General features: G+C 34.8%; 1 protein-coding gene and 1 pseudogene. Both read right to left on the bottom strand.

All coding sequences use genetic code 11. The annotated features are described in order from the left end of the window. Positions 1-640 precede the first annotated feature (640 nt). Positions 641-833: pseudogene (locus M989_RS24410) on the bottom strand (hypothetical protein). Next, positions 830-2,017 (bottom strand): DUF3800 domain-containing protein, encoded by a 1,188-nt coding sequence (locus M989_RS06005; RefSeq protein WP_083965127.1) that lies wholly within the window; start codon positions 2,015-2,017, stop codon positions 830-832. The pseudogene M989_RS24410 and the gene M989_RS06005 overlap by 4 nt, the downstream one beginning before the upstream one ends. Between the last annotated feature and the right edge of the window lie 210 nt (positions 2,018-2,227).

Here is a 2,227-nt window from a genome sequence, read left to right as displayed (position 1 = left end):
ACTATAACGTCAGCAAGGGAGACGGTGATAAAACCTATATTTCAGGGCAATTCCCAAATTGCCATAATGATATAATCACAGCAGAAAATGGGAAAACTCATCTAAACATGTTTACTAATGATCATTTTTAAAAAGAAAAAGCGGAAATCAAAAATATTGATCTTCCGCTTTTATCTATCATTCTAATGATCTGCATCCCGCTGCGGCAATCAGGAGGGTTGCGGCGCTAAAGCAAAAGCTTTTGGTGCTTGCCTCAAGACTGAACCAACACAAGTCAGTAGCCTGCCCAATCATTCTCTATAAGATATTGGGATCACTCCACCGAACGGTCAACTATCAATAGATAACTGAGAGCAGTTTAGCATATTAAATGAAAAGAAGTCAAATTTTTCACAAACAAGATGCACATTAACTATTTTCCCTTATTTCATTGTTATTACACCTAAGCAGGATTAGTCAGAACGAGATCATCACATCGTTCTCATAACACGAACCAGCAAAGACAAGGTTCCACATAGGAGGACATCAGGATATAGAACATAAAGGACAAAACAAATAAGATCATCGGGAAATAATTTCCGTTTAATCTAATGAACCACCACCAGACTATATACTGAGTCGGTTCGATATTTGTAGCCAACTACATCCTTCGCCTGAACACAACATTATCAGAGAAAAATGCCTTACCAGCGACAAACCCAACAGCCGCAATGATTGGTAGGCTGATAGTAGCTCCTACCATGCCTGTAGCCGAAGGTCAATAATATAACAACGAAAGCATACCAGCCGAGGTAGGTTCTATATAAAACAGTTGCCATACATCCTGCTGTTATGCGTTTTCAGGAAAAGTAAAAGCTATGTGTTTCTCGTGCTCACTCTTAGACATTACGTAGAAAAGGAAACTATCATTCTCATTATCAGACTTAATAATTAGTGATTTGAATAACTCCAGATTCTTTAGCTGTAATGGGTTGAGGGATGCTCTGACAGTTTTAACGTCAACAATCTTACTTATATTTATGTAATGAAAATATCTTTGGAAGAGCCCTGCTACAACATCGCTGACTTGAACAAAATAATTATCATCAGAAACAATAAAGCTTATATCTACTTTTGCTAACTCTTTATCGTGTTTTTTTTGCTTATCAAACTCTTCTTTAACGATCTCTTCCACATCAAATCTGTGTTTACTTTCAGAAAACTCGGTTGCTCTATGTCGGTAGAAGAAAGTGAAAGCATCTAAAATATAATTATCATTATCCCGAACTTCATTATCAAAGCGCTCATCTAATGTAAAAGTAAACTCTTCCATACCATTTTCAATGCACATTTCCAAGAGATCACATAAGCTATTTATTTGTAGCTTCTCATCTTGTGTAGATAAAGGAAAGTTGAAAATCCTTTCTGCATATTCTGCTGTCAGATTGAACATGACTTTTAAAAACTCTCGCTCTTTCCCTCCTAAATATGGATAGTCAAAACTTTTAAGTTCCTTTATGAAAGAAGTTTTATCATTCAGAATAACTTTATACAACTCATCTTTATGAAGATCCTGATACTGTCTGAACTGAATCTCATCGTAAAATCTGAGAAGATTTTTTTCCATACAGAACAAAACACAATCTTCTATTATGTCAAGATAAGACCAGTATTCCATATTTAAATTAAAATACTGAATAAACAAATCACTTTCGTTTAACCACTCTAAAAAACCTGTAAGTTTTTTAGAGTTTAGCATATAGATAAAATCACCTGTTGCTATCTGCTTTAGCTTTATCTCTTTCGCGGTTGATTGTAACATTATCTTTTTTTTTAGAGCATCAAAATTAGCAGTAGAGCTATCCCCTTTATGAGCAATCCCGCCTAAGATAAAATTTACACCGGTATTTTTATCTTCATCGTGATCTACGTTATAACCATCTATTTGCTTAGACAGATACAGTTTCCTCACGTTGTTTGACTCATCATAATAGAAAGTGTAAACATCGTTTTTGACTGTTCTTTGAAACGGGTACATTATCATTCCATCCTTTTAAAGTGTTTGTTTTTTATATCATTGTTCTAATTTTACAGCAACAAAAAAACGCCATAGTGGGTCAACAACTAGAGAGTAAAATTTTCTTATTGTACCAATCCAACCACAGAGATTTTCAAGCCTCCAAAAAGACACTAAGTGGGTAAAGAGCAATATCTGTTGTTTTAACTATGATTGTATTGATCAAGCCAG

It is taken from the genome of Kluyvera georgiana ATCC 51603, assembly GCF_001654985.1.
In the GTDB taxonomy this organism is placed as follows: domain Bacteria; phylum Pseudomonadota; class Gammaproteobacteria; order Enterobacterales; family Enterobacteriaceae; genus Kluyvera; species Kluyvera georgiana.
The sequence above is the reverse complement of the archived record's forward strand: the minus strand, read 5'-3'. Positions and strand labels throughout refer to the sequence as shown.